17 protein-coding genes are annotated in these 21,646 nt (G+C 67.8%); 7 read left to right on the top strand and 10 right to left on the bottom strand.

From position 1 onward, the window contains the following. Positions 1-438: 438 nt before the first annotated feature. From recA to LRA89_RS14545, 7 genes are all read right to left on the bottom strand, one after another. Positions 439-1,524 carry a recombinase RecA gene (gene recA, locus LRA89_RS14515; RefSeq protein WP_200909852.1) on the bottom strand — a complete coding sequence of 362 codons (1,086 nt, stop codon included), beginning with the start codon at positions 1,522-1,524 and terminating at the stop codon, positions 439-441. A gap of 262 nt (positions 1,525-1,786) precedes the next feature. After that, positions 1,787-2,989 carry a hypothetical protein gene (locus tag LRA89_RS14520; protein ID WP_230771267.1) on the bottom strand — a complete coding sequence of 401 codons (1,203 nt, stop codon included), beginning with the start codon at positions 2,987-2,989 and terminating at the stop codon, positions 1,787-1,789. A 92-nt stretch (positions 2,990-3,081) separates the two neighbouring features. Beyond that, positions 3,082-3,435 carry a response regulator gene (locus LRA89_RS14525; protein WP_230771270.1) on the bottom strand — a complete coding sequence of 118 codons (354 nt, stop codon included), beginning with the start codon at positions 3,433-3,435 and terminating at the stop codon, positions 3,082-3,084. Positions 3,436-3,486: 51 nt separating this feature from the next. After that, positions 3,487-5,877, bottom strand: a complete 2,391-nt coding sequence (locus LRA89_RS14530) for an ATP-binding protein (protein ID WP_055756956.1) — start codon at positions 5,875-5,877, stop codon at positions 3,487-3,489. A gap of 449 nt (positions 5,878-6,326) precedes the next feature. After that, positions 6,327-8,402 carry a M13 family metallopeptidase gene (locus LRA89_RS14535; RefSeq protein WP_443024982.1) on the bottom strand — a complete coding sequence of 692 codons (2,076 nt, stop codon included), beginning with the start codon at positions 8,400-8,402 and terminating at the stop codon, positions 6,327-6,329. Between the two features lie 299 nt (positions 8,403-8,701). After that, the gene (gene greB, locus LRA89_RS14540; RefSeq protein WP_230771272.1) at positions 8,702-9,184 is read right to left on the bottom strand and encodes a transcription elongation factor GreB; all 483 of its coding nucleotides are present in this window, start codon (positions 9,182-9,184) and stop codon (positions 8,702-8,704) included. Further along, positions 9,181-11,229 (bottom strand): lytic transglycosylase domain-containing protein, encoded by a 2,049-nt coding sequence (locus LRA89_RS14545; RefSeq protein ID WP_230771515.1) that lies wholly within the window; start codon positions 11,227-11,229, stop codon positions 9,181-9,183. The genes greB and LRA89_RS14545 overlap by 4 nt, the downstream gene beginning before the upstream one ends. A 79-nt stretch (positions 11,230-11,308) precedes the next feature. Here LRA89_RS14545 and dapA point away from each other — a divergent pair, with 79 nt between their 5' ends. The 7 genes from dapA (at position 11,309) to LRA89_RS14580 (ending at position 19,156) form a co-directional block, all read left to right on the top strand. After that, entirely contained in the window at positions 11,309-12,193 is an 885-nt protein-coding gene (gene dapA, locus LRA89_RS14550; protein ID WP_056492242.1) for a 4-hydroxy-tetrahydrodipicolinate synthase, read from the top strand. A 12-nt stretch (positions 12,194-12,205) separates the two neighbouring features. Next, complete coding sequence (locus LRA89_RS14555; protein ID WP_230771274.1) at positions 12,206-14,818, top strand: ATP-binding protein; 2,613 nt, start codon at positions 12,206-12,208, stop codon at positions 14,816-14,818. A 254-nt stretch (positions 14,819-15,072) separates the two neighbouring features. Continuing rightward, positions 15,073-15,555 (top strand): SsrA-binding protein SmpB, encoded by a 483-nt coding sequence (gene smpB, locus LRA89_RS14560; RefSeq protein WP_056492236.1) that lies wholly within the window; start codon positions 15,073-15,075, stop codon positions 15,553-15,555. Then, positions 15,548-16,102 (top strand): DUF2062 domain-containing protein, encoded by a 555-nt coding sequence (locus LRA89_RS14565; protein WP_443024983.1) that lies wholly within the window; start codon positions 15,548-15,550, stop codon positions 16,100-16,102. Before smpB ends, LRA89_RS14565 begins: the two co-directional genes overlap by 8 nt. 67 nt (positions 16,103-16,169) lie before the next feature. Continuing rightward, positions 16,170-17,828, top strand: coding sequence for a YbaL family putative K(+) efflux transporter (gene ybaL / locus LRA89_RS14570; RefSeq protein ID WP_055756971.1), 1,659 nt, complete (start codon positions 16,170-16,172; stop codon positions 17,826-17,828). A gap of 71 nt (positions 17,829-17,899) precedes the next feature. Then, the gene (locus LRA89_RS14575; RefSeq protein WP_230771277.1) at positions 17,900-18,334 is read left to right on the top strand and encodes a hypothetical protein; all 435 of its coding nucleotides are present in this window, start codon (positions 17,900-17,902) and stop codon (positions 18,332-18,334) included. 45 nt (positions 18,335-18,379) lie between these two features. Beyond that, entirely contained in the window at positions 18,380-19,156 is a 777-nt protein-coding gene (locus tag LRA89_RS14580; protein WP_230771279.1) for an NYN domain-containing protein, read from the top strand. Between the two features lie 301 nt (positions 19,157-19,457). Here LRA89_RS14580 and LRA89_RS20560 read toward each other — a convergent pair whose 3' ends face one another. The 3 genes from LRA89_RS20560 to ettA are packed head-to-tail and all read right to left on the bottom strand — an operon-like array spanning position 19,458 to position 21,523. Continuing rightward, positions 19,458-19,667, bottom strand: coding sequence for a hypothetical protein (locus LRA89_RS20560; RefSeq protein WP_329958520.1), 210 nt, complete (start codon positions 19,665-19,667; stop codon positions 19,458-19,460). 12 nt (positions 19,668-19,679) lie between these two features. Beyond that, positions 19,680-19,844, bottom strand: a complete 165-nt coding sequence (locus tag LRA89_RS20565) for a hypothetical protein (protein WP_329958521.1) — start codon at positions 19,842-19,844, stop codon at positions 19,680-19,682. Continuing rightward, positions 19,844-21,523, bottom strand: a complete 1,680-nt coding sequence (gene ettA / locus LRA89_RS14590) for an energy-dependent translational throttle protein EttA (RefSeq protein ID WP_055756979.1) — start codon at positions 21,521-21,523, stop codon at positions 19,844-19,846. Before ettA ends, LRA89_RS20565 begins: the two co-directional genes overlap by 1 nt. Positions 21,524-21,646 lie beyond the last annotated feature (123 nt).

The following is a 21,646-nucleotide window of genomic DNA, read 5'->3' on the forward strand; positions in this document are numbered from 1 at the left end:
CGGAATGACGAGGGGGGTGGAGAAGGTTCGCGCGGACGACGCTCGGCATGCAATTCCCCCCAAAGTTGACAAAGTTTACACTAACGACGTGTTTGTTGCGAACGTGTCGCAGCTACGATCGCTGGCGCGATCGTGCGAGCCTTTGGCTCGCTTCACCCCTCTCCCAACCTGCCCTAGCCAGCAAAGCTGGCAAGCTTCGGTATCCCTCTCCCCTATCCAGGGGAGAGGGTCGGGTTGGGTCACGGCGTGGCATTGGGCGAGCATGGCTTGAAACGTCGTGTGTAGGACAGGGCCTTGGCTTACCGACCGGTCGTACTTGCAGGATCCTACGCACCCCCGGCCCCTCCCTTCGAGGGAGGGGATGCCTGAAACGGAACCGCCGCCGTATCCGGTTGGGATACGGCGGCGGCAAGGATCACCAATCGATCGACGCGATCCTTACAGATCGTCCTCGGCATCGGGGCCGGCCATCATTTCCTCGGCGACCTTTTCGGTGCGCTGGCGGATCGAGGCTTCGAGCTTGTCGCGCAGTTCGGGGTGTTCGTTCAGGAAGGTCTTGGCGTTCTCACGCCCCTGCCCGATGCGCACGCTGTCGTAGCTAAACCACGCGCCCGACTTCTCGACGAGACCCGCCTTGACACCCAAGTCGAGGATTTCGCCGATCTTCGAGATGCCCTGGCCGTACATGATGTCGAATTCGACCTGCTTGAACGGCGGGGCGACCTTGTTCTTGACCACCTTCACGCGGGTTGCGTTGCCGATGATCTCGTCGCGGTCCTTGATCTGGCCGGTGCGGCGGATGTCGAGACGGACCGAGGCGTAGAATTTGAGCGCGTTGCCGCCGGTCGTCGTCTCCGGGTTGCCGTACATCACGCCGATCTTCATGCGGAGCTGGTTGATGAAGATCACCATGCAGCGCGAGCGGCTGATCGAACCGGTCAGCTTGCGCAGGGATTGCGACATGAGGCGGGCCTGAAGGCCGACGTGGCTGTCGCCCATCTCGCCCTCGATCTCGGCACGCGGCACGAGCGCCGCGACCGAATCGACCACCAGCACGTCGATCGCGTTCGAGCGGACCAGCGTGTCGACGATTTCCAGCGCCTGTTCGCCGGTATCGGGCTGCGACACGATCAGCTCGTCGATATTGACGCCGAGCTTCTTGGCATAGACCGGATCGAGCGCGTGTTCGGCGTCGACGAAGGCGACGGTGCCGCCACCCTTCTGCGCTTCGGCCAGAACGTGCAGCGACAAGGTGGTCTTGCCCGACGATTCGGGGCCGTAGATCTCGATCACGCGGCCGCGCGGCAGGCCACCGACGCCGAGTGCGATGTCGAGGCCGAGCGACCCGGTCGAGATCACCTCGACCTGCATCGTCTCCTTCTGGCCCAGCTTCATCGCCGACCCCTTGCCGAAGGCACGGTCGATCTGTGCCAGCGCGGCGTCGAGCGCCTTCTGCCGCTCGCTTGCCGCCTTGTCGTTTGCTGCCGCCATCTTGCTATCGACCGCCTTAAGATTTGCCGCCATGTCCAGCCTTTCGCGTAGAGCAACCGCGTCGAGGGTTCAACGCAATCCGTTGACACTCATGTATTCGTTTTGTTCCCGTTCCGCAAGTCCGGTGGAACGGCGTTCCATCCGGCTTGCGCGTGGTCGCAGAGTCTTATTCATGTGGATAGGAACGTCGCCCCAGCGAAGGCTGGGGCCTCAGGCGGCATTTGTCGCGCATCAGCCCCGGGAGATCCCAGCCTTCGCTGGGATGACGCTTGTTTAGGGATGGGCGAATCAACCTTTAGCTACCCTGCCGGCTGCGAACCTCGGCCATCTGGCGCTTGGCCGCCGCGCTCATCGCCTCGGTTTCGGTCAGGTCGACGATGTGGACGGTCAACTGTCCGACCCGCTGCCGGATGCGGGTGCCGGTCGCGATGCCGATCGTGCCACGTATGGTGAAGCGGTCGATGCGGTAAGTGCCGGGGCTGCCCGCCGGGACGTCGAGCGGGACGTAGCGCCGGTCGGCGACCTGATCGAGAATCACCTGCCGCCATTGGCCGAGACCCGAGGTTTGCAGCACCTCTGCATCGGCGGTCCGGCCATCGGGGCGGACCCAATAGCCGACATCGGCGAAACGGATGCGCGAGTCGTTCCAGCCGCCGATGGGGAAGGACAGGTCGATAAATTGCGCCGGATCGATATTCTCGATCGGGCGCGAGAACAGCAGCCTGGGCTGCGCGTCGGCCGACTGGCGCAGGCGGGCGGCCAGCGCGTCGACCGCGCCCTTGTCGCCCTTGCGGATGGCGATGCGCGCGCGCAGGATGTCACGCAGTTCGACGATGGTGCGGTCGCCGGGGCCGGCGAGGGTCACGGCCTGCGTGGCGAAGCGTTCGGCGCGGTCATATTGCTCGCGCAGCATCGCCAGCCATGCGCGACGGAACGCGGCACCGGCGGCGATATTGGCGTGCCCCGCCTCGATCGCGTGGCGTTGCGCGGTGCCGTACATCTCGTCGGCCGTCGCGGTCTGGCCCATTCCGAGGATATTGTCGGCGAAGCTCAGTTCTTCGGTCAGCGTCGCGGGATTGCCCTCGCCGACATGTTCGCGCAGCACCAGCACGTTGTTGCGCGCCGACGTGCGCCACAGGTCCGCATCGCCTTCATGTTCGGCGACGGTCGCGAGCGTCGCGTACAGGCTGGACACCGGCCCCGGGAGTTGCGCGGCATGATCGCGGTTGCGACGGATCGATGCCTGCAGGGTGCGGCGGGCATCGACGTAGCGGCCGCCGGTGAATTGTTCGACCGATGCCTGGAGCGAGGCCTCGACGTCCTCCGCCGGCGGACAGGCGCGGGCGAGGCAATCGGCCAGCGCCTGTTCGGCGCGTTGGCCGACGACGATGATGTCCGCCGGCTGGGCGGGTTGCGGGGTAGCGGCCTGGGCCAGCAGGAGCAGCGCGGAGACGATCATATACGGATGGTCATCCGCTCCCCATGCGCTGTCAAGCATGGGAACGTTCCCGAATATGGCGCTATTTCAAAACACCTGCCTATGCGTTCCGGGGTGCCGGCCTGCTCGTCTGCGAACTTCCCGCCGAGCCCTCAGCCCAGTTCGTTCAGCGCCTGTTCGATGCCGTCCATCGTGAACGGCTTGGACAGGACCGGGCGGTCGCGGTGCGCCGGTTCGATCGTGTCGCCCGAGCCGCCGGTGGCGAGGACGAAGGGGATGCCGGCCGCCGCCAGCCGGTCGGCGATCGGCCAGCTCTTCTCACCTGCGCGCAGGTTCACGTCGAGGATGGCAGCATCGATGCCCCCCGCATCGATCGCGGCGAGCGCGGTGGCCACGGTGTCGGCGGTGCCGGCGACCGACTTGCCGAGGATGTCGAGAAAATCCTCCAGCATCATCGCGATGAGGGGTTCGTCTTCGACGACAAGGATACGCACTGGCGAGATCATAACGCGCGGTCCTTAGCGGTCAAAGCGCGAACGCCGCAACTCAATTCGCGGTTAACCCGGCGGCTTGGCCAGCGCATCGCGCGCCGCCATGGCAAGTTGCTGCACCGAAAAGGGTTTCGGCAGGAACGAAACTTGATCCAGATCAATCGAGCGGCGCAACTGTTCTTCGGCATAGCCCGACATGAACAGGATCGGCAGCGTCGGATATGCCTTGCGTACGTGGCGGACCATCGTCGGTCCGTCCATCGTCGGCATGACGACATCGGAGATCAGCAGGTCGATGTGCGGCCGGTCGGCGAGCAGCTCCAGCGCGGCCTCGCCATGTTCGGCGGTCATCACGGTATAGCCCTGTCGCGTCAGCGCGCGTTCGGCGATGGCGCGCACCATGTCCTCGTCCTCGACCAGCAGGATCGTGCCCGATCCCCATGCCGGCGCGCCCTCCGCCTCGCGCCGGACCGGGCGGGTCGACTGGCGCGGAGGTTCGGCGGCGTGGACCGGCAGGTGGATGGTAAAGGTCGATCCCTTGGCCGGCCGCGATTCGGCGAAGATGTAGCCGCCCGACTGTTTGATGATGCCATAGACGGTCGAGAGGCCAAGCCCGGTGCCCTTGCCCACTTCCTTGGTCGTGAAGAACGGCTCGAAAATCTTGGGCAGGATGTCGGGCGGGATGCCGGTGCCGGTGTCGGAGACGGTGAGCGTCACGTAATCGCCGACCGGCAGCACGTCGTCGTCCATCGCGCGGACCTGTTGCGCGCTGGTCGACAGCGTTTCGATGGTCAGCGTGCCGCCGTTGCCGCCGCGCGCGAGCATCGCGTCGCGGGCATTGACCGCGAGGTTGACGACGACCTGCTCCAACTGCCCCGGATCGGCGCGGACCGAGCCGAGGCCGCGACCGTGGTTGACGACCAGTTGCACCGTTTCGCCGAGCAGCCGCTTGAGCAGGTTCGACACTTCGGAGATGACGTCGGGCAGTTGCAGGACCTGCGGGCGCAACGTCTGCTGGCGCGAGAAGGCGAGGAGCTGGCGCGTCAGGCTGGCGGCGCGGTTGGAGTTGGCGCGGATCTGCTGGATGTCGTCGTAATCGCTGTCGCCGGGCGAATGGCGCATCAGCATGAGGTCGCAGTGGCCGATGATCGCGGTGAGGATGTTGTTGAAGTCGTGCGCGACGCCGCCGGCCAGTTGCCCGACCGCCTGCATCTTGGTCGCCTGCGCCACCTGACGCTTCAATTTGCCCTCCTCGCCGGTATCGCGCAGCGAGACGACGACCGCCGCCTCGCCCAGCCCCCGCGCGCCGGCGATCGACAGCGCGATCGGCTCGTCGGGGCGATCGGTCAGGCGGACGGCCATGTCGGCGCTGTGCTGCGCGCCGCCGGCGAAACGGCGGACGGCATCGGCCAGCGCCGCCTTGTCCTCGCGCACCACCAGATCGCCCGGATAGAGCGGCGGGGCGACCGGGTTCACGCCGGTCGCGCGGACGAAGGCGTCGTTCATGTGCAGGAAGCGCCCGTCGCGATCGACCAGCGCCATGCCGACCGGCAGCAGCGAGACGAGCGCGCGCACCTGCCCCGCCGCCCCCGGCGTGGCGATGGGGAGCAGGCCGGCGGGGGCTTCCTCCTCGTCGAGCAGGGCGACCAGCATCGGACCGCCGCTTTCCTCGGCCAGCGGGACCTGCAGGATGCGCAGGGGGTCGCCGCCCAGCCCCTCGCGCTCGAAGCGGACGCGACCGCGCGTGTCGGTGACGAGGAAGCGGGCGAAGTCGCGGCCGTCGATCAAGGTCGCATCCTCCTGCCCCATCGCGCGCGCCTGAAACACGCGGTTGGCGCTGCGGATGCGGCCGTCGGGGCTGAGCAGCGCGACCATGATCCCGGCCGATCCCAGCCGCTCGCCGATCTCACCCGACAGGATCATGCCGATGCCGGCGGCCTCGGCGATCGCCTGTCCGCCCTCGAACCGCCAGACGAGCATCGTGTCGCCGGCGCGGGTGAGCGTCGCCATCAGCGGGGCCTCGCCCTGCCGGAGCGTCACCTGCGCATGGCCGTCGCGCCATGCCGCGCGGGCGGCACCGGCGAGCAACGTGGCGTCGCCGCCCTCGCCCACCACGCCCGGTGGGGTCGGATAGCCGTCGAACAGCGCGGCATAGCGGTCGTTGGCGCACATCAGCCGCCCGGCGCGGTCGGTGACGGCGGTGGCGTGCGGCGAGACGGCGGCGAGCGCCTGCGCCACCGACCAGTCGATGCGCGGTTCGTCGGGCTGCGCGACCCCACGCATCCGGGTCCAGCCGAACAGCGCGCCGGCCAGCACCAGCGCGGTGGCGAGAAAGCCGCCGGCGATGGTCGAATCGCCGAGCAACCACAGGATCACCGCCGCCGCCGCGATACCGCTGGCCACCGCGATGGCGATCGGCACCAGTGGCGAGGGAGAGCGGGGGGAAAGCGACACCATGACAGGCTGTTGCGGCGCTTGGGCGATGGCGTCAAGCGGGGTGGTCGGGGTCGGGGTGAATCGTCCTGGACTCGTGGTGGTGGAGGGTGGAGCGGCCGGCCGTGCAGAGCGGAATCAATCGCCCTGTCCCTACCGTCACCCCGGACTGGTTCCGGGGTCCACGGCGCGGCGATCGGTGCGATTTGAGGTTCGATCGGCAGCGTTTGCGGTATGGTGGACCCCGGAACAGGTCCGGGGTGACGATGTGGATTGGTCCGGTGTTCGTCCTTCCCTCGTTCGCCGGGGGGATGAGGTTGGCCGGTCCAATGTTCGTCATTCCCGCGCAGGCGGGAATCCATAGGCGCTGACGAACATGCTGGAGCCGGAACGGTAGCGTGTATGGATTCCCGCCTGCGCGGGAATGACGGCACGGGGGGAGCGGGAACGCATCCGCGCCGCGCCCCCTGCCCTTACCAGATGCGGACGCGCTGTTCGGGGGTCAGGAACAGCTTGTCCGTCGCGCCGGGCTTGTAGCCGGCGTACCATGGGTCGAGGTTGCGCACGACCCATGCGCGCTGTTCGGACGGGCTGTGCGGGTCGGTCAGCAGCCGCTGGCGCAAATTCGCCTCGCGGTAGCTGCGCCGCCAGACCTGCGCCCAGCCGAGGTAGAAGCGCTGTTCGGGGGTATAGCCCTCGATCGCCGGCTGGCTGCCGGGATAGGCGTGGGTATAGGCGTCCCACGCCACGGTCAGCCCGGCCAGATCGGCGATGTTCTCGCCCAGCGTCAGTTCGCCCTTCACCTTCATGCCGGGCAGCGGTTCATAGGCGTCATACTGCCGGACCAGCGCGGCGGTGCGTTCGTCGAAGCGCTTCACGTCCTGCGGCGTCCACCAGTCGGTGAGGCTGCCGTTCACGTCGTACTTGCGGCCCTGATCGTCGAAATGGTGGCTGATCTCGTGACCGATCACCGCGCCGATCGCGCCGTAGTTGACTGCCGGGTCGGCCGCCGGATCGAAGAACGGCGGCTGGAGGATCGCGGCGGGGAACACGATCTCGTTCATCACAGGGTTCGCATAGGCGTTCACGGTCATCGGGGTCATGAACCATTCCCACTTCTGGATCGGCTTGCCCAGATGCTGCACGTTGTAGCGCTGCTGCCACTGGTTCGCGCGCAGCATGTTGCCGAACGCATCGCCCGCGACGATTTGCAGGTCGCTCATGTCGCGCCAGCGGTCGGGATAGCCGATCTTGGGGGTGAAGGCGGCGAGCTTGGCGCGCGCCTTCGCCTTGGTTTCGGGGGCCATCCAGTCGAGCTGATCGATGCGGCGGCCCATCGCCGTCGTGACGTTGCGCACCAGTTCGTCGGCCGCCGCCTTGGTCGCGGGCGGGAAATATTGCGCGACATAGGCCTTGCTGACATCGTCGGCGACCGCGTCCGAAGTGAAGTCGACCGCGCGCTTCCAGCGTTCCTCCTGCTCGGGCGTGCCCGACAGGACGGTGCCGAAGAAGGCGAAATTCTCGGCATCGAAGCTGCGCGGCAGGACGCTGGAGAAGCCGTCGAGCAAGCGCAGCAGCAACTGGTCCTTCAGCACCGCCAGCGGGGCTGCGCCGATCACCTTCGCCATGCCGGTGAAGGCGCTTGGCTGCGCGACGATCACGCTCTGGGTATCGGCACCAAGGCCCCGGAAATAGGTCGCGAAGTCGAAGCCCGGCGCTTTGGCCTGAAGCGCGGCGACGGTCATCTTGTTGTAGGTCTTGTTGGCGTCGCGGCTTTCGATCCGCGTCCAGTGCGCCTGCGCGAAGCGCGTTTCCAACGCCACGACCGCCTTGGCCCGCGCCGCCGCGTTCGGTTCACCCGCCAGCGTCAGCATCTTGGCCAGATGCTGCTCATAGGCAGCGCGGGTCTGCGCCAGCTTGGCATCGGTCGAGAGATAATAGTCGCGGTCGGGCAGGCCGAGGCCCGCCTGCCCCGCCGACAGCGCATAGACGTCGGGCTGCTTGTCGTCGGGGCCGACATAGGCACCGAACGGCGCACCGACGCCCGCCTGCGCCGCCTTGGCGACCAGCGCGGCATAGCCGGCCTTCGACGTGAGACCCTTGATCTCGGTCAGCCACGGCTGGATCGTGGCCAAGCCCTTCGCCTCGATCGCGCTCTGGTCGAGGAACGTGGCATAGGCGGTGCCGATCTTCGAATTGGGATCGCCCTTCACCGCGTCGAGCAACTGGCGGGTGCGCGTCTTGGACAGGTCGTCCAGCGCGGTGAACATGCCGTAGTTCGACTTGTCGGCGGGGATCGGGGTGATCTTTTCCCACGTGCCGTTGGCGTATTTGTAGAAATTGTCGCCGGGCTTGACCGCCGTGTCCATGCCGGCGGTGTCGAAGCCGAAGCTGCCGATCTCGGGCTTCTCCACCAGAGGGGGCGCAATTCCCGTCATGTCCATCGGCGTGGATGGCACGTCGTTGGCACGAATGACTGGCGGTTTGTTTGCACAAGCCGACAGCGCGGACGCCGCGAGCAGGATGGTCAGGACGAAACTACGCCGCATGGGAAATGCCTTTTCGTATCAGGTGATACGGCGATGCTGCACCCGGGGCATATCGATCGTCAATATGATTGGCGTGATTTTGGACCGGGGTGGACTGACATTCATGCTCTTACAGTCGTCCCGGGGCTGTTCCAGTTTCCTCCCCTCCCTGACAAGGGAGGGGTTGGGGGGTGGGTTGGCCGGTTGTGGAGCGCTTGCGTTTCCTCTCGGGCCAACCCACCCCCGGCCCCTCCCTTGTCAGGGAGGGGAGAAATTGAATGTCGATCCATCCCCGACCGTGAACACGATCCGCCGTCCGCTCACGGATAGGCGATCGCCATCACCTCATATTCCTTGACCCCGCCGGGCAGTTGCACCGTGCGCACGTCGCCCACCGCGCTGCCGCGCAGTGCGCGCGCCATCGGCGAGTTCCAGCCGATCCGGCCCGCGCCGGCATCGGTTTCGTCATCGCCGACGAGGATCAGCGTGCGGTGGCGGTCGTCCTCATCGGCGATGGTGACGGTCGCGCCGAACCATGCGCGGGTCCGGTCGGCCTGTTGCGCAGGGTCGACCACGCGCGCCGCCTTCATCCGTTTGGCGAGAAAGCCCAGCCGCCGGTCGATCTCGCGCAGGCGCTTGCGGCCATAGATATAGTCGCCGTTTTCCGAGCGGTCGCCGTTGCCCGCCGCCCACGCGATGACGTCCAGCAGCTTGGGGCGTTCGTCACCCAGCAACTGGTCATATTCTGCCTTGAGCACGCCATAGCCGGCGGGCGTGATGTAGTTCGGACGCGGCTCGCTCATCCCGGCCGGTTCTTGCCAAGATACCAGCTCAGGTTGTTAGGGCCCCGCGAGCGCGCCTTGTCGGCATGGATCAGGTCGTAGACGACCGCGTTTTCCAGCACCCGCTGCACATAACCGCGCGTTTCGGAGAGCGGAATCTTCTCGATCCATTCGATCATGTCGACGCCGGGGGTGCGCGGATCGCCGTTGGCGCGGATGAACTTGTTCACATTGCCCGGCCCCGCATTATAGGCGGCGATTGCCAGCGGATAGCTGCCGCCGTAATAGTCGAGCATCCGCTGGATGTAGGACGAGCCCAGCGCCATGTTGTAGCCGGGATCGTTCAGCGACGACGCATTGTACGACAGGCCGAGCTTGCCCGCCGTCTCGCGCGCGGTGCCGGGCATCAACTGCATCAGCCCGCGCGCGCCAGCGCGGCTGACGGCGGTGCGGTCGAACTGGCTTTCTTGCCGCGCGATGGCGTGGATCAGCGTGAACTGGCCCGATTGCGACCCCGGCACCGCGACCGACGGATAGCCCGCCAGCGTATAGTCGCTGTGCCCGTTCAGCAACGCGCTGCGCCCGACCATGACGCCGAGGTCGGGGCGGTCGATCGCGCGCGACAGCTCGACCGCCAGCGCATGGTCGGTATCGCTCCTCGCATCCTCGGCGATCTTGCGGACGAACAGCGTCTGGTCGGCATATTGGCCGGTGCGCCCGAGATAGCGGACCGCTCGGGCGACCTCGCCGTTCATGTAGGCGGTACGGACGGCGGCGGGCACCATCGCCGGACTGGCGGTGGCGGCGGGGGCACGCAGCGGGCGGCCGATCCGCTCGCTCGCCAACTGGCCGTAGAACAGGTCGGACAGGTCGGCGGCCTGCGCATACCAGCGGTCGGCGGTCGGCCGGTCGCCCGCGCGCTCGGCGGCGCGGCCCGCCCAGTAATAGCCCTTGGTGCGGACGGTCGGGGTGCGCGACCCGCTGGCGTAGCGCGCGAACATGCCCGCCGCGTCGCCCGGCCGGTTCAGATTCTGGAACGCGACCGTCCCCGCCAGCCATGCGAGGCTGGTATAGTCGTCACGCTCGCCATAGGATTCATCGGCGATGACCGTGCCCGCCGGAAAGGCGTCATCGATCTGCGACGCGATCTGGTAAGCTACGCCATATTGCCCGTCGGCCTGCGCGGCGCGGGCGTTGGTCAGCAGCACCTCCAGCCATTTCTCGGCATCGCCGGGGCTGCGCGACAGGCGGCGCGGCTGGGCGAGGTACGCGCAGGCGGCGGGCGACTGGCCGGTGGCGCGCAGCCACATCGCCCGGTCGGCGACATAGCCCGGATCGGCACGGTCTACGCCGCCCTGCTCGCCGCGCACCGTGGCGTCGGCGCCGCCGCCCTTGAACGCCAGGCGGGCATCGAAGGTCGGGCGCATCGCCGCCGAGACGAAACCGATCTGACGCTGCGCGCTGCTGGTCGCGCCCTGCCACAACAGCCGGTCCATCCGCGCGTCGTGATCGGCCGGGGTCAGCGCGGCGGCGAAGCGGGCGAACAGCGCCGTCTCGTCGGCGGTGCGCAGGCTTCCCCTGCGCCATGCCGCGCGGGCCGCCTCGTTCGCCTCGCCCGGACGGCCGGTCGCGGCGAGCGCCTCGGCGCGGCGGAGCTGCCCGGCGGCGGTGAGCGGGGGATAGCGATCGAAGAAGCGCAGCACGGTCGCGGGGTCCTGCGCGCCGTTGGCCAGCACCGTCTCCGCCGCCGCGCGGCGGCTGGTCTCGCCGGGGAAGCCGGGGTGGGCCAGCAGGAACCGTGCATAATCGGCGAACGGATAATTGTCCGACTGCTGCAACCGCTTCCAGTCGGCCAGCACCGGCTGGACCGGATCATAGGGCACCGGTGCGCTCTGGACGGCCGGGGCCGGGACCGAGGGGACATAGCCCGCCGGCAGCGGCTGGCGCGTGACCGTAGCGGGCACGGGGGCGGATTGCGGGAAGGGCGTCTGCAACACCCCGGTGGCCACGGCGGCGCTCGCGACGCCGGCGAGCAGGAACGCGCTCTTGAACACGGTGGTCAGCATACTGGACATGATATGGAAGCCCGCCCTATCTGTCGCCACCTTTTCGGCCCAATTTCCTTTCGACGGAGCGATTATCCCCATGTTTTCCGGTTCGATCCCGGCGCTCGTCACGCCGTTCGCCAACGGCCGATTCGACGAAGCCTCGTTCCGCGCGCTCGTCGACTGGCAGATCGAGAGCGGATCGTCGGCGCTGGTGCCCTGCGGCACCACCGGCGAGGCGGCGACGATGACCATCGAGGAACACGATCATGTCGTGCGGGTCTGCGTCGACCAGGCGGGCGGGCGCGTGCCGGTGATCGCGGGCTGCGGATCGAACGACACCGCCGTCGCGCTGCATCACATCCATGCGGCCAAGGCGGCGGGCGCGGCCGCCGCGCTGCTGGTCCCGCCCTATTACAACCGCCCGAACCAGGAAGGCGTGTTCCGCCATTTCGAGGTGCTGGCATCGCGCGGCGGCCTGCCGATCATGCTCTACAACGTGCCGGGACGTACCGTCACCGACATCGCGGTCGAAACGGTCGAGCGGATCGTCAAGGCGTTCCCCGACACGGTCGTCGGCATCAAGGACGCTACGGGCCAGATGGCGCGCGTCGCCGAACACCGCGCGCGCTGCGGGCCGGATTTCGTGCAATTGTCGGGCAACGACGACATGACGCTGGCCTTCATGGCGATGGGCGGCGCCGGCGCGATCTCGGTCACGGCCAATGTCGCGCCGGCGATGTGCGCCGAGTTTCAGGACGCCTGCCTTGCCGGGGACTATGCCCGCGCGCTGACGATCCAGGACCGGCTGTATCCGCTGCATTCGGCGCTGTTCAGCGATGCGTCGCCCGGACCCGTCAAATATGCGCTCGGGCGCGTCCGGCCCGGTTTCCCGACCGATCTGCGCCTGCCGATGACTCCGCCGTCGGCGGCATCGTGCGCGGCGGTCGACGCGGCGCTCGCGCATGGCGGACTCATCGGCTAACACGCGGGGCGTATGCCAAACGGACAGTTTTCGATTCAAACGCTTACCGGGCGCGAGCTTGCGGCGCGCGACTGGTCCACGACGCCGATGGGCGCTGTCGATAGCTGGCCGGTGTCGCTGCGCGCGCTGCTGGCGATGATGTTGTCGTGTCCCACGCCGATGTTCCTCGCGTGGGGGCCGGACCTGCGCTGCTTCTACAACGACGCCTATCGCCCGCTGCTCGGCCACCGGGTCGACATGGCGCTGGGCGAGCGGTTCGACGTGGTCTGGGCGAACATCTGGGACGAATTGCTGCCGCTGGTCGAACGCACCCTGGCCGGTGGCAACGTGGTCGCGACCGACATGCAGCTCGACCTGCAACGCACTGGCGAGAGCGAGGAAAGCTGGTGGAGTTTCACCTACTCGCCCGCCTTCGACGATCACGGCCAAGTCGCCGGATTACTGTGCATCACCGGTGAGACGACCGGGCGGGTGATGGCCGAGCGCGAGCGCGCCGCCGCCGACGAACGGCTGCAACAGGCCTTGTCCGCCGGGCGCAACATCGGCGCATGGGACTGGGACGTGCAGAACGACGTGGTGCGCGCCGATTCGCGCTTCGCGCTGCTCTATGGCGTCGATCCCAAGCAGGCGGCGCAGGGCGCGTCGATCGACGTGTTCTTCGGCGGCCTGCACCCCGACGATCTTCAGGCGGCGCAGCGCGCGATCGCCGAGGCGATGGACCCGGACGGCGACGGCACGTTCCTCGCCGAATATCGCCTGCTCGGGGCCGATGGCCACAGCCGCTGGGTATCGGCGCAGGGGCGCTGCGTGTTCGACGATGCCGGCCGCCCGGTCCGCTTCCCCGGCGTCAGCTACGACATCGACGATCGCAAGCGGGCCGAGCTGGCGGCGCTGGCAGCCAAGGCCGAACGCGATTTCGTCCTGTCGCTATCCGCGCGCCAGCGGTCCGCGACCGATCCGGCGGCGATCATGCGCTTCACCGCGCAGGCGCTGGGCGAGCGGCTGGGCATCAACCGCGTCGGCTTCGCGCGGATCATCGGCCACCGTGTCCGCTATGGCGCGGGCTGGAACGACGGCGCGCTGCCGCCGCTCACCGGCGATCACTCGCTCGACCGGTTCGGACGGGCGGGCACCGCGCTGTTGCGCAGTGGCCAGCCGATCGTGTCGGACGATTTCACGACCGATCCGGCGTTCGATCCGGCGATCGTCGCGACCTATTCGGCGCGGTCGGGCATCGTGATTCCGTTGCGCCACGACGGTCGGGCCGAGGCGATACTGATCCTCAACCACGCCACCGCGCGGCGCTGGACACCTGGCGAGGTGGCGCTGGCCAACGAGATCGCCGAAACCGGCTGGATCGCGATCCAGCGCGCCGATGCGCTGCGCCAACTGGAGGCCAAGGTCGGGCGGCAGGACGCGCAGCTCGAACGGGTGGCGACCGAATTGCACGACGCGGCGTCCGCCCGCGCCGCCGCCGAGACGCAGGTGCGCCAGTTGCAGAAGATGGAGGCGGTCGGCCAGTTGACCGGCGGCATCGCGCATGATTTCAACAACATGCTGGCAATCGTCATCGGCAGCCTCGACATGATCGACCGCCGGCTGGCGCAGGGCCGGATCGACGTCACTCGCTATGTCGAGGCGGCGCGCGAGGGGGCCGACCGCGCGGCGGCGCTGACGCAGCGCCTGCTCGCCTTTTCGCGCCAGTCGCCGCTGTCGCCCGAACCGGTCGAGGGCAACCGCCTGATCGCCGACCTGACCGACCTGCTCGTCCGCACGCTGGGCGAACGGATCGCGGTGGAGACGGTGCTGGGCGCCGGGCTGTGGCGCGCCGAGGCCGACCGGGGGCAGTTGGAGAACGCGCTCGTGAACCTCGCGGTCAACGCGCGCGACGCGATGGAGGACGGCGGCAAGCTGACCATCGAAACCGCCAACGCCCATGTCGGCGACGACTATGCGCGCGAGGCGGAGATGGCGGCGGGGCAATATGTGCTGATCGCGGTCAGCGACACCGGCAGCGGCATGGCGCCCGAGGTGCTGGCCAAGGCGTTCGACCCGTTCTTCACCACCAAGCCGGTCGGGCGCGGAACGGGACTGGGGCTGAGCCAGGTGTTCGGCTTCGTCCGCCAGTCGCGCGGCCATGTCCGCCTGTATTCGGAAGCAGGCGTCGGCACCACCGTCCGCCTCTATCTGCCGCGCTTCTATGGCGAGGCACCGACGCCGGGGCCGCGCACCGCGGTGCCCGACGTTCGCGGCGGGAGCCCCGGCGAAGTGGTGCTGGTGGTCGAGGACGAGGCGCGCGTGCGCAGCTTCTCGGTCGAGGTGTTGCGCGACCTTGGCTACCGCGTGGTGCAGGCGGCGAGCGGGCCGGAAGCGCTGGCGCTGATCGAGGGCGGGCAGCCGGTGTCGCTGCTGTTCACCGACGTGGTGATGCCGGGGATGACCGGCCGCGAACTCGCCGACCGGGCGGGCGTGCTGCGGCCGGGGCTGCGGGTGCTGTATACCACCGGCTATACCCGCAACGCGGTGGTGCATAACGGCGTGCTCGATCCGGGGACGCGGTTGCTGTCCAAGCCGTTCGGGGTGGACGAGCTGGCGCGCAAGGTGCGGGAAGCGCTGGACGGATAGGGTTCGGAGCGGATCGGGGTTCGGACGGTTCGTGGCTCCCCTCCCTGACAAGGGAGGGGCTGGGGGTGGGTCGGCTTGCGAGGTGCGCTTCCGGTCCCTCGCGGGCCGACCCACCCCCGCCCCCTCCCCCTCCCTGTCAGGGAGGGGAGGAAGCACCCCTCCCCTGCCGGTCGCACCGGACCCTGCGAGTGCGCGGATCAGACTATCACGCCTGCCCGCTTCCCCTATGCCCCCCGACCCCCTATGTCCCGCGCATGAGCCGTCCGCGTCCCCAGTTGTTCGACAAGAAGAAGATCGTCGCCGAAAACCGCCGCGCGCGCTTCGATTACGAGATCGACACCGTTTATGAAGCCGGCATCGCGCTGACCGGGACCGAGGTGAAGTCGCTGCGCTTCGGCGAGGGATCGATCATGGAAAGCTATGCCGACGTCCGTGAGGGGCAGGTGTGGCTCATCAATTCCAACGTGCCCGAATTCAGCCACGGCAACCGGTTCAATCACGAACCGCGCCGCCCGCGCAAACTGCTGCTCCACGAACGCGAGATCAACAAGATGCACGGCGCGGTTGCCCGCGACGGCATGACGCTGATCGCGCTGTCGGTCTATTTCAATTCCAAGGGCCGCGCGAAGGTCGAACTGGCGTTGGCCAAGGGGCGCAAAAACCACGACAAGCGCGAGCATATCAAGGAGCGCGAGTGGAAGCGCGAAGCGGGAAGGTTGCTGCGCGACCGTGGCTGACAAGACGCTGGGGGTCCGCGCGCTGCGCTGGATCCGTGACAATCTGCCGACCCGCGAATCGATGGAGGCGAACCGCTTCCTGCGCCCGGTCGCGCACCGCGTCCTCGCCCCCGAATTGTGGCGCTTCACCCGCCGGTCGGTGCCGCGCGGCGTGGCATTGGGCATGTTCACAGGCATCCTGATCCCGCTGGGGCAGATCCCGGCGTCGGCGGTGCTGGCGCTGCCCTTGCGCGCCAATGTGCCGGCGGCGGCGCTGACGACCTTCTTCACCAATCCGATCACCACACCGCTGCTGTTCATCCTATACTACAAGGTCGGGGCGTGGCTGCTGCACCTCGACCGGGTGGTGCCGGGCCAGCCGATCGGCGATGCGGTGGCGGCCCCGCCGGGCTGGCTCGACTGGCTGATCGCCGAGGTGGGTCCGGCCACCGCGCTCGGCATGGTGGTGTGTTCGGTGATCGGCGCGGTGCTGGGCTATGCCATCGCCGCACTGGGCTGGCGGTGGTGGATCGCCGCCAAGTGGAAGCGGCGGCACCAGCAGGAATAGCCGGTCCGGCGAAACCCGGTCGCGTCCTGACAGTTCGTTCCGTACATATTCCTAAAACGGAGCGCCGATGCCGCATTACACGCCCCTGATCGGTACTATCGTCCTCGCCCTGGTCGTCGCGTTCTTCATGGGGGCGCTGGCGCATCGGCTGCGGGTGTCGCCGATCGCGGGCTATCTGATGGCCGGGGTGCTGATCGGGCCGTTCACGCCCGGAGTGGTCGCCGATTCGGGGATCGCCACCGAACTGGCCGAGATCGGCGTCATCCTGCTGATGTTCGGCGTCGGGCTGCACTTCAGCCTGAAGGACCTGATGTCGGTGTGGCGGATCGCGGTGCCCGGCGCGATCGTGCAGATCGCCGCCGCGACGCTGATGGGGCTGGGCCTTGCGACATGGCTCGGCTGGCCGCTGGTCGCGGGCCTCTGCTTCGGCCTCGCGCTGTCGGTGGCGAGTACCGTGGTGTTGCTGCGCGCGCTGGAGGGGCGCTCGCTGGTCCAGACCGAGCGGGGGCGGATCGCGGTCGGCTGGCTGATCGTCGAGGATCTGGCGATGGTCGTGGCGCTCGTGCTGCTGCCGGTCGTCGCCGCCGCGCTCGACCCCGACAAGGCGGTGGCGATGCCGGCGATCCTGTGGTCGATCGCGACGACATTGGTGAAGGTCGGCGGGTTCGTCGCGCTGATGCTGATCGTCGGGCGGCGGGCGATCCCATGGGCGTTGCACTGGGTGGTGCATACCGGGTCGCGCGAGCTGTTCCGCCTCGCCGTGCTGGCCATTGCGCTGGGCGTCGCGTTCGGATCGGCGCTGGCGTTCGACGTGTCGTTCGCGCTGGGCGCCTTCTTCGCCGGCATGATCCTTGGCGAAACCGAACTCAGCCGCCGCGCGGCGCAGGAAACGCTGCCGCTCCGCGATGCGTTCGCGGTGCTGTTCTTCGTGTCGGTCGGCATGCTGGCCGACCCCAAGGTGCTGATCGAACAGCCGTTGCCGCTGCTCGCCACGGTCGGCATCATCGTGATCGGCAAGTCGGCGGCGGCATGGGTGATCGTCCGCGCATTCGGCCATCCGAATCGCACCGCCGCGACGGTCGCCGCCAGCCTTGCGCAGATCGGCGAATTCTCGTTCATCCTCGCCGGGCTGGGCACCAAGCTCGGCATCCTGCCGGCAGAGGCGCGCGACCTGATATTGGGCGGGGCGATCCTGTCGATCCTGGTCAATCCGGTGCTGTTCGCGATGGTCGCCGGACGCGGCACCGCGCCGCAGGACCCCAGCCGACAGGAAACCGAACGCGAGGAAGCGCGCGAGGAAGCGCGCGAGGACCATGTCGTCGTCATCGGTGCCGGCCGGGTCGGGCGGATCATCGCCAAGGGATGCCGTGACGCCGGCCGCGCCTTCGTGATCGTCGAGGACCAGCGCGATACCGCGCACACGGCGGCAAGCGAGGGGTGGAGCGTGGTCGTCGGCAATGCACTCGACGACCGGGTGCTGCGCGACGCAGGGGTGCCGCGCGCCACCAAGCTGCTGATCGCGATCCCCGGCGGGTTCGAGGCCGGGGCGATCGCCGCGCGGGCACGGGCGCTGAACCCCGATCTCTATGTCCTGTCGCGCGCGCATTCGGTGGACGAGGTCGCCTATCTCAAGCGCCACGGCGTCGACGAGGTCGTGCTGGGCGAGGAGGAGTTGGCGCGCACGATGCTGCGCCGGGCGGGCGAGCAGCGGGCGGCAACGGGATGACCCGACACCCGGTTGCCCCACGGTTCGCGCCGACGTAGCATCGCACGATCGAAGCAACGGGGGTGGATTCGGTGGCGATATTCTGGTCGATCGTGCGGATGATGCTGGCGCTGATCGCGATGACGGTGGCGAGTGGCGCGGAGGCGGGCGATGCCGTCCACGTACCGATCGCGATCCGGCTCTATGAAGGCGACCGGCTGATCGCGACGCCGATCGTCTATACCCCCTACGGCCAGGCAACGACGATCCGGCTCGACCGGCCCGGCGGCTATGCCATCAGCGTCCGGTCGGAGCGCGCCACCATCGCCGGCAAGCCGGCGGCACAGGTCGCGGTCGAGGTAGCGCGGCAACAGGCGGGACGCTGGACGACGGTCAGCCGGCCGGTGCTACTGGTCGGGTGCGGCGGCGACGCCGCGATGGCGATCGACCGTCCCGGCGGCACGGCGGTACGGATCGAACTGGCCATTGATCCGGCGGCGATCGACCCGTCCTGCGCGAAACGCTGACGGTTTCGGTCGCGCCGCCGCCGTCCATGCGGTAGGCCGGGCGTCATGGTCCAGCTTCCCCACCCCACCGGCAACGTCGCGTTGCTGATCGATGCCGACAATGCCGGCGCCGCCTATCTCGATTCGGTGCTGACGGTGCTGGCCGAATTCGGCACGGTCAACGTCCGCCGCGCCTATGGCAACTGGCAGAAGCCGGGCCTCAAGAGCTGGGAAAAGCTGTTAATGCGCCACGGGATCGAACCGTTCCAGCAGTTCGACATCACCAAGGGCAAGAACGCCACCGACATGCGGATGACCATCGATGCGATGGACCTGCTGCTGCGCGGGCGGATCACCGGTTTTGGCATCATGTCGTCGGACAGTGATTTCATGCCGCTGGCGCAGCGCATCCGCCAGGAAGGCGTGCCGGTGTACGGCTTCGGCACCGAACGCACGCCGCAGGGGTTCCGCGAGAGCTGCACCCGCTTCATCGACGTCGCGTCGCTGGATGTCGAGGATGTCGCCAACATGCCGCTGCCCCCCGCGATCGGCGGCGTCGGCGCGACCGCTGCGACCCCGGCGGCCAAGCCCACCCCCGCCCCGGCGCGCACCAGCCAGAAGGTCGACGTTGCCTTCGTCAAATTGCTGTCGGATGCTTATGATGCGTCGAAGGTCGACAAGCGCGGCTTCGCCAGCCTGTCCGAAGTTGGCCAGCGCGCCGCCAACCGGTCGAGCTTCGACACGCGCAACTATGGGTTCAAGCGATTGTCCGACCTGATCGAGAAGGTCCGCGAGTTCGAGGTCGAGCGGCGCGACACCGGGATCTTCGTCAAGCGGGTGTGAGAGGAAACGTTCGGCCTTTTGGCATTTAAGCCTTTTGGCATTTAACGTCGCCCCAGCGGAGGCTGGGGCGGTTGGGCGGCACCGGCCATACCCTGCCGACAGGATCGATCGGCGGTCATAAGACGGCGCTTCGTGGACACCTCCTCTCCCTGACAAGGGAGGGGCCGGGGGTGGGTCGGCCCGAGAGGAAACGTAAGCGCTCCACAACCGGCCAACCCACCCCCAACCCCTCCCTTCCAGAGAGGGGAGCAGGTTGGAAAGGCATTTTCCTGGATGTCGAACCGGCCCGGACTGGACCGAATCAAACACCCGGCCCCTGCCAGTAGCTGAAGGCCGCCTGCTGGTGCCTGCGGACGTAGGCGGCGGCTTTTGGGCCGGTCCATGCGTCGGCATAGCCCGCCGGGGTGGCGGTATCGATCCACCAGCCCTGCCCCGGCAGCCCATCCGACTGGCGCACGACAAGGACGGCGAGGCCCGGTTCCCCCATCCCGGCGCCCGCCGCATCGATCACGTCGAGCGTGCGTCACAGCGCGCGCATCTTCGGCCGGGTAAAGCCATGGCCGAGCGCCAGCAGCAGCCCGGAATAAGTCAGCGCCTGCCCCTCGCGCGCGGCGTCGATCAACAGCGCGCGGACCCGCGCGACGTCGGCGATCGCCCCCGGACCGCCATGGTCCGGGGGCGTCGACATCAGCGGGTCAGCTTCTTGTAGGCGAGACGCGTCGGCCGGTCGGCGGCGTCGCCCATGCGGCGGCGCTTGTCGGCTTCATATGCCTCGAAATTGCCCTCGAACCATTCGACGTGGCTGTCGCCCTCGAACGCGAGGATGTGGGTGCAGAGACGATCGAGGAAGAAGCGGTCGTGGCTGATGACCACGGCGCAACCGGCGAAAGATTCGAGCGCCTCTTCCAAGGCGCGCAGCGTCTCGACGTCGAGATCGTTGGTCGGTTCGTCGAGCAGCAGGACGTTGCCGCCCTCCTTGAGCATCTTGGCGATGTGGACGCGGTTGCGCTCACCGCCCGACAATTGGCCGACCTTCTTCTGCTGGTCCTGCCCCTTGAAGTTGAACGCGCCGACATAGGCGCGCGTGCCCAGTTCCTGCTTGCCGAAGCGGAACACGTCGAGGCCGTCCGACACTTCTTCCCACACGTTCTTGTTGGGATCGAGGTCGTCGCGCGACTGGTCGACATAGCCGAGCTTCACCGTCTGCCCGACGTCGATGGTGCCGCCGTCGGGCTGTTCCTGACCGGTGATGAGCTTGAACAGCGTCGACTTGCCCGCCCCGTTCGGGCCGATCACGCCGACGATGCCGCCCGGCGGCAGGCTGAAATCGAGATTCTCGAACAGCAGCTTGTCGCCATAGGCCTTGGTCAGCCCTTCGGCCTCGATCACCTTGCCGCCCAGACGGTCGGGAATCTGGATCAGGATCTGCGCCTTGCCGACGACGCGGTTCTCCTGATTCTTGACCAGTTCGTCGAACGCGCGGATGCGGGCCTTCGACTTGGTCTGGCGCGCCTTGGGGGTCTGGCGCATCCATGCCAGCTCGTCCTGGATCGCCTTGGCCTTGCCGGCCTCGTCGCGCTCTTCCTGTTCGAGCCGCTTGGCCTTCTTTTCCAGATAGCCCGAATAGTTCGATTCATAGGTGTAGTAGCGCCCGCGATCGAGCTCGAGCACCCAGTTGACGACATTGTCGAGGAAATAGCGGTCGTGCGTCACGAGGATGACGTTGCCGGTATATTCCTTGAGATAATTCTCCAGCCAGCCGACGCTTTCGGCGTCGAGGTGGTTGGTCGGTTCGTCGAGCAGCAGGATTTGCGGCTTTTCGAGCAGCAGCTTGCACAGCGCGACGCGGCGCTTCTCGCCGCCCGACAGGTTTTCGACCGAGGCGTCGCCCGGCGGGCAGCGCAGCGCCTCCATGGCGATTTCGAGCTGGTTGTCGAGGCTCCAGCCGTCGACCGCGTCGATCTTGGCCTGAAGGTCGCCCATTTCCTCGAGCAGCTTGTCGAAATCGGTGTCGTCCTGCGGATCGCCCATTTCGGCCGAGATGGCGTTGAAGCGATCGACCAGGTCAGCGACCGGACGCACGCCGTCCTTGACGTTTTCGATCACCGTCTTGGTGTTGTCGAGCTTGGGCTCCTGCGCCAGATAGCCGACCTTGATCCCCTCCGCGGCCCATGCCTCGCCGGTGAATTCGGTGTCCATCCCCGCCATGATCTTCATCAGCGTGGACTTGCCCGCGCCGTTCGGCCCGATGATCGCGATCTTCGCGTCGGGCAGGAATTGCAGGTGGATGTTGTTGAGCACCGGCTTGTTGGCGCCGGGGAAGGTCTTGGTCAGGCCCTTCATCACATAGCTGTACTGCACGGCCATTGCCGAAGGCTCCGTTTCATATTGTCGGGGATGGTCAGACGTGTTGTTCCGCGATGTAGCGTCGGGGCGATGGGTTGGCAACGCGGGCGACGGCACGCTTGCGTGCCCGCGCACACGCGCCTT

Origin of the sequence: Sphingomonas sp. Leaf4, assembly GCF_920939515.1 — a bacterium.
Taxonomy (GTDB): Bacteria; Pseudomonadota; Alphaproteobacteria; order Sphingomonadales; family Sphingomonadaceae; genus Sphingomonas.